5 protein-coding genes are annotated in these 6,331 nt (G+C 68.8%); 2 read left to right on the top strand and 3 right to left on the bottom strand.

Annotated elements, in window-relative coordinates:
* Positions 1–286 precede the first annotated feature (286 nt).
* Positions 287–1,171 (top strand): DUF5707 domain-containing protein, encoded by an 885-nt coding sequence (locus ACF1B9_RS34380; RefSeq protein WP_391738513.1) that lies wholly within the window; start codon positions 287–289, stop codon positions 1,169–1,171.
* 171 nt (positions 1,172–1,342) lie between these two features.
* On the opposite strand, the gene ACF1B9_RS34375 is transcribed toward ACF1B9_RS34380, so the two are convergent.
* Positions 1,343–3,823, bottom strand: a complete 2,481-nt coding sequence (locus ACF1B9_RS34375; protein WP_391738514.1) for an HAD-IC family P-type ATPase — start codon at positions 3,821–3,823, stop codon at positions 1,343–1,345.
* Positions 3,824–4,073: 250 nt separating this feature from the next.
* Entirely contained in the window at positions 4,074–4,397 is a 324-nt protein-coding gene (locus ACF1B9_RS34370; protein ID WP_391738515.1) for a DUF2530 domain-containing protein, read from the bottom strand.
* A gap of 220 nt (positions 4,398–4,617) precedes the next feature.
* Between ACF1B9_RS34370 and ACF1B9_RS34365 the strand changes: the two genes are divergently transcribed.
* Positions 4,618–6,072 carry an NCS2 family permease gene (locus ACF1B9_RS34365; protein WP_391738516.1) on the top strand — a complete coding sequence of 485 codons (1,455 nt, stop codon included), beginning with the start codon at positions 4,618–4,620 and terminating at the stop codon, positions 6,070–6,072.
* Here the strand turns inward: ACF1B9_RS34365 and ACF1B9_RS34360 are convergent.
* Positions 6,065–6,280: a ribbon-helix-helix protein, CopG family gene (locus ACF1B9_RS34360; protein WP_391738518.1), complete on the bottom strand. Its 216-nt coding sequence runs from the start codon at positions 6,278–6,280 to the stop codon at positions 6,065–6,067. The genes ACF1B9_RS34365 and ACF1B9_RS34360 overlap by 8 nt on opposite strands.
* Positions 6,281–6,331 lie beyond the last annotated feature (51 nt).

Here is a 6,331-nt window from a genome sequence, read left to right as displayed (position 1 = left end):
GGCCGGGGGGGCGGGGGTTTAGGTCGTCTTCGTTTTGTTTTTGCCGGCCCCCCCCAGCCCCCCCGGCGGCCGGGCCCGGGGGAGGCCCCCCGCCCCGGCCCACGGCCCTTCGCGTGGGTCGCCGCGTTTCTCACCGCGGGACGACACACAAGAACTCCACTTTGCGTACAACCCTTCACATGCGTAAGAGGTCTGGTCTTTCGAGTCAGCAGACTCTCAGACCCAACGAGCCCCGCGCGGGTCGCACCACGTACCCGCGGGGCCCCTTTCTCCACTGGGGAAACACATGCGCATTCGTGCCACTGTTGCTGCCGTTTCCGGCGCCCTGGCCCTGTCCGCTCTTGCCGTTCCGGCCGCCCAGGCGGGCGACCACGCTGCTGCGAACCTGCACATGCCGACGTCGGGTGCCGAGGTCTTCGGCACCGCCGCCAAGGGATCGTCGAAGGCCGCCGCGGCCACCCGCGCGGCCACGGCGGAACCCGTCATCTCGAAGGTCGTCGTCAACGGCGGCAAGGACATCGTCCTGGGCACCACGGCCGCGAAGACGATCTCCGTCTCGGTCACCGCGTCGCACGCGTCCGGTGTCGCCGACGCCTTTGTCGCCCTGTGGCACGGCACGGACCCGTCCTCGGAGAACACCCTGGACGGGGCCGTCCTGCCGAACGAGGACGTGGCGAAGTGCACCAAGGCCAACGCGACGACCTCGACCTGCAAGCTGACCTTCACGATCAACCCGCGCTACGACCTGTACAAGAACTCCCTGGCCGGCACCTGGCACGTCACCGCGGCTGCGCTCGCCGGCAACGAGACCGACATCGCCTTCGACGACTTCTACAGCACCGCCCGCGTGCAGCGGCTGTCGAAGCTGACGGTCGACGCCGCTCCGGAGCCCGTGAAGAAGGGCGGGACGATCACGGTCACCGGGAAGCTGTCGCGGGCGAACTGGGAGGACCACGCGTACCACGGCTACACCGGGCAGCCGGTGAAGCTCCAGTTCCGCAAGAAGACCAGCAGCACCTACACCACCATCAAGACCATCAAGACGAACAGCACCGGCAACCTGAAGACCACGTACAAGGCCACGGTCGACGGTTACTGGCGCTACAGCTTCGCCGGTACGTCCACCACCCCGGCCGTCACGACCGCGGGCGACTTCGTCGGCGTGAAGTAGCAGTTCCCGAAGCAGTTCCCGCGTACTTCTCCGTACGCGCCGGCACCACCACGCAGCACTCCGGGCCGTGTCCGGGGACGGCTCCCGTCCTCCCGGGCACGGCCCGTTCGCGTCCCGGGCCGCGGGCGGCCTCGTCGACGTGAAGCAGCCGCAACGCACCGCCGCAGGGCGCTACGCCGGGAAGCGGCGGCCGACCAGCCGCCAGGCGTACTCCAGGGCGGCCGACGCCACCACCGCGATCCCCACCGCGGTCCACGGCATCGTCACCCCCACCAGCTTCAGCGCGAAGAAGTTCTGCAGCCACGGCACCACCAGCACGATCAGGAACGCCACGCCCATCGCCACCACCAGGCAGATCCGCCACCAGGTGTACGGACGGGCGATGATCGCCAGGACCCACATCGAGACCAGGAACAGCGTGAGCGTGGCCGCGCTGGTCTCCGCCTCCAGCGCGCCCGTGCCGGAGTAGTGGCTCCGGGCGATCAGATACGTCGCGAAGGTGGCCACGGCCGCGATGGTGCCCGACGGGATCGCGTACCGCATGACACGGCGCACGAAGTGCGGATGGGCCCGTTCCTTGTTGGGCGCCAGCGCGAGGAAGAACGCCGGGACGCCGATCGTCAGCGTCGACAGCAGGGTCAGGTGGCGCGGCAGGAACGGGTAGTCGACCTGGAAGCAGACCACCAGGATCGCCAGCAGCACCGAGTAGACGGTCTTGGTCAGGAACAGGGTGGCGACGCGGGTGATGTTGCCGATCACCCGGCGGCCCTCGGCGACGACGGACGGCAGTGTCGCGAAGCTGTTGTTGAGCAGCACGATCTGGGCGACGGCCCGGGTCGCCTCGGAGCCGGAACCCATGGAGACACCGATGTCGGCGTCCTTCAGCGCCAGCACGTCGTTGACGCCGTCACCGGTCATCGCGACGGTGTGGCCGCGGGACTGCAGCGCGGCGACCATGTCCCGCTTCTGCTGCGGGGTGACCCGGCCGAAGACCGCGTTCTCCTCCATGGCCGTGGCCATGTCGTCCGGGTCGGTGGGCAGCCGGCGGGCGTCCAGGGTGTTCTCGGCGCCCGGCAGGCCGAGCTTTCCGGCGACCGCTCCGACGGAGACCGCGTTGTCGCCGGAGATGACCTTGGTGGCGACCCGCTGGTCGGCGAAGTAGGTCAGCGTCTCCCCGGCGTCGGGCCGCAGCCGCTGCTCCAGTACGACCAGCGCACTCGGTACGGCCCCGGTGGCCATGTCCGGCCCTTCGAGCGCGCCCTGCGCACGCGCCAGCAGCAGCACCCGCAGCCCCTGCTCGTTGAGCTGTTCGATCTCGGTGAGTGCCGGGTCCTGGTCGGGCAGCAGCACATCGGGCGCGCCGAGCAGCCAGACCGACGCCCGGCCGCCGCCCTCGTCGAACGCGGCACCGCTGTACTTGCGGGCCGAGGAGAACGGCAGCGACTGCGTGCACCGCCACTCCTCGCCGTCCGGGTAGGCGTCGACGATGGCCTGCAGGCTGGCGTTGGGCCGCGGGTCGGAGGCGCCGAGGGCGCCCAGCACACGGTGGATGTAGGTGTCGTCCGCACCGCTCAGTGTCCGCACCTCGGTGACGTCCATGCCGCCCTCGGTGAGGGTGCCCGTCTTGTCCAGGCAGACGACGTCGACGCGGGCCAGTCCCTCGATGGCGGGGAGCTCCTGCACCAGGCACTGCTTGCGGCCGAGCCGTACGACCCCGATCGCGAAGGCGACCGAGGTGAGCAGCACCAGGCCCTCCGGGATCATCGGGACGATGCCGCCGACGGTCCGGGCGACCGACCCCTTGAAGTCGTTGTTGTTCACGACGAGCTGGCTGATGATCAGGCCGATCGCGGTCGGCACCATCATCCAGGTGACGTACTTGAGGATGGTGGAGATACCGGTGCGCAGCTCGGACTGGACGAGGGTGAAGCGGGACGCCTCCTCGGCGAGCTGTGCGGCGTAGGCCTCGCGGCCCACCTTCGTGGCGGCGAACGAGCCGCCGCCCGCGACGACGAAGCTGCCGGACATCACGTGATCGCCGGGCTGCTTCAGCACCGGGTCGGCCTCGCCGGTGAGCAGCGATTCGTCGATCTCCAGGCTGTCGGCCTCGGCGACCGTGCCGTCCACGACGACCTTGTCCCCGGGTCCGAGCTCGACGAGATCACCGAGGACGATCTCGGAGGTGGAGATCTCGGCCGAGACACCGTCGCGCCGCACCGTGGGTTTGGCCTCGCCGATGACCGCGAGGCTGTCCAGCGTCTTCTTGGCCCGCCACTCCTGGATGATGCCGATACCGGTGTTGGCGATGATCACGAAGCCGAAGAGGCTGTCCTGGAACGGCGCGACGAACAGCATGATCAGCCAGAGCACGCCGATGATCAGGTTGAACCGGGTGAAGACGTTGGCGCGGACGATCTCGCGGACGGAGCGGGACGAGCGGACGGGTACGTCGTTGACCTCACCGCGGGCGATCCGTTCGGCCACCTCGGCGGCGGTCAGCCCACGGGTGCTCAGGGCCGTGGCCGGCAGCTTCATCGGGTGGACCGGGTCGAGTTCGGACCCGGCGTCGATCATGGCCGGCCGGGGACGGCCGACGGAGCCGGAAGCCTCGGGGGTCTGCTCGCCGGAGGAATGGGGTGCCCGCTGCGTCATGGTTCCGACGGTACGGGTGGATGGTCCGATTCACCCACTGGGGGTCCGAAGATCAGACCGGGGGAGGAGGGGAACGGAGGGGAATGGTCCTGCGGTGGTACGCGGACCCCGGCGCGGGGCGCTACGAGTGCGGTTCCGGGCGGCGGCGGGTGGTGCCGCACGGTGTGCGCGCGGCGCCGGAGAGTGTGCGGGCGGGGGCCGGTCGGGCAAGGCCGTGACGCCGGAGAGTGTGCGGGCGGGGACCGTCGGGTCAGGTCGTGACGCCGGACGTGCCTCCGGTGTCCGTCCCGGCGCCCGGCGCGGAGGTGCCGGAGGCCTCGGCCTCGGCCGCCGCGGCGGCCCGCTTGAGCGCCGCGTCGCGCCCCCGCACGTACCAGATGCCGATCAGGCCGAGTCCGGCACCGGCCAGGCAGGTCCAGACCCACCACAGGTGTCCGTGGTCGTCGAACCAGCCGTAGAACGGCAACTGGACCAGGAAGAGGGCGAACCAGAGGATCGTGCCGCCGGTGATGGTGGCGACGACGGGCCCCTCCAGGGGCTCGGGTGCCTCGTGCTTCGGTGTCCACTTCGCCATGGCCTCAGTGTATGGCGCCCCCTGACGCACCCTCCCGTAGCCCGTAAGGGCGGCATGAACAAGACCGTCGGGCCGGTCGGCCCAAGGGTCTACGCGCGGAGATAGCGATCTTCGCCTTAGGTATTCATACTGAATCTGCTTACGGATGTCTCGATTTATTCGTGTGAAAGTCCAAAGCTGACCACTTTTAACCTCCTTCTACGTACGACTGAGGTCATACATGTCCCCCTCGGCCACCGCTCCGGTCGATTCCACCCCCTCCACGGCCCCTCAGCCGCACGGCGGCCTGGATCGTTTCTTCAAGATCTCCGAGCGGGGGTCGTCGGTCGCACGCGAGATCCGCGGCGGATTCGCCACGTTCTTCGCCATGGCGTACATCATCGTGCTGAACCCGATCATTCTCGGTAGCGCGAAAGACATAAACGATCACTACCTCAGTCATGGTCAGCTGGTCACCGCCACCGTGGTGACCGCGGCCTTCTCCACCCTCCTCATGGGTGTCATCGGCAATGTGCCGATCGCGCTGGCCGCCGGGCTCGGCGTCAACACGGTCGTCGCCCTCCAGCTCGCCCCGAAGATGACCTGGCCGGACGCGATGGGCATGGTCGTCCTCGCGGGCATCGTGGTCATGCTGCTGGTCGCGACGGGGTTGCGGGAACGCGTGATGCACGCCGTACCGAAGTCGCTCCGCAAGGGCATCGCGATCGGTATCGGTCTCTTCATCCTGCTGATCGGCCTGGTCGACTCAGGCTTTGTCTCCCGCATACCGGACGCCGCGCACACCACCGTTCCGCTTCAGCTCGGCGGCGACGGCCACCTCAACGGCTGGCCGGTCCTCGTCTTCGTCCTCGGCGCGCTGCTCACCCTCGCGCTGATCGTCCGCAAGGTGTCGGGCGCCATCCTGATCTCCATCGTCGCGATGACGGCGGTGGCGCTGATCATCAACGCGATCGCCGGCCTGCCGGGCGAGGCGTGGGGTCTGACCGTCCCGCAGTGGCCGGGCAACCCGGTCTCCACGCCGGACTTCGGACTGCTCGGCCAGGTCAGTCTGTTCGGCGGCTTCCACAAGGTCGGCGTCCTCACCGGCATCCTGTTCGTCTTCACCGTGCTGCTGTCCTGCTTCTTCGACGCGATGGGCACCATCCTGGGTGTCGGCGACGAGGCGAAGCTGACCGACAAGGACGGCAACTTCCCCGGCATCAACAAGGTGCTGTTCGTGGACGGCATCGCGGTCGCCGCGGGCGGTGCGAGCTCCGCCTCCGCGGGCACCTGCTTCGTGGAGTCCACCGCGGGTGTCGGCGAGGGTGCCCGCACCGGCCTCGCGAGCATCGTGACGGGTCTGCTGTTCACGGCCGCGCTGTTCCTGACGCCGCTGGCGACCATGGTCCCGTCGCAGGCGGCCACCCCGGCTCTGCTGGCGGTCGGCTTCCTGATCATCTCGGGTTCGGTCCGCGACATCGACTGGAGCGACTACACGCTCGCCATCCCGGCCTTCCTGGCCATGCTGATGATGCCGTTCACGTACTCGATCACCAACGGCATCGGCATCGGCTTCATCGCCTTCTCCGTGCTGCGGGTGGTGGCCGGGCGCTGGCGCGAGGTGCCGCTCGCCATGTACGCGGTGTCGGCGGTCTTCGTCTTCTACTACGCGATGCCGGCCCTCGGTCTCACGTGACCCCTTCCGCCCTGATTCCCGCGGCCCCTTCCGGGCCGTAGAACTTCTCCGTCTCGTCGACGGCCGCCTTGAAGCGCTCGTCGAAGTCATCGCGAATGAGCGTCCGGACCACATAGTCCTGGACGCTCATTCCGCGTTTGGCGGCATGCTGCCGGAGCCGGTCGAGCAGCTCACCGTCTATCCGCAGGCTGAGCACAGTCGATCCCATGGCAAGCAGGGTTACGGCCCAGGAGGTCGTTTCGCGTCACTTTCCGGAGCC

It is taken from the genome of Streptomyces sp. NPDC014727 (assembly GCF_043083485.1).
Lineage (GTDB): Bacteria > Actinomycetota > Actinomycetes > Streptomycetales > Streptomycetaceae > Streptomyces.
This window is presented reverse-complemented; position numbering and strand designations above follow the sequence as displayed.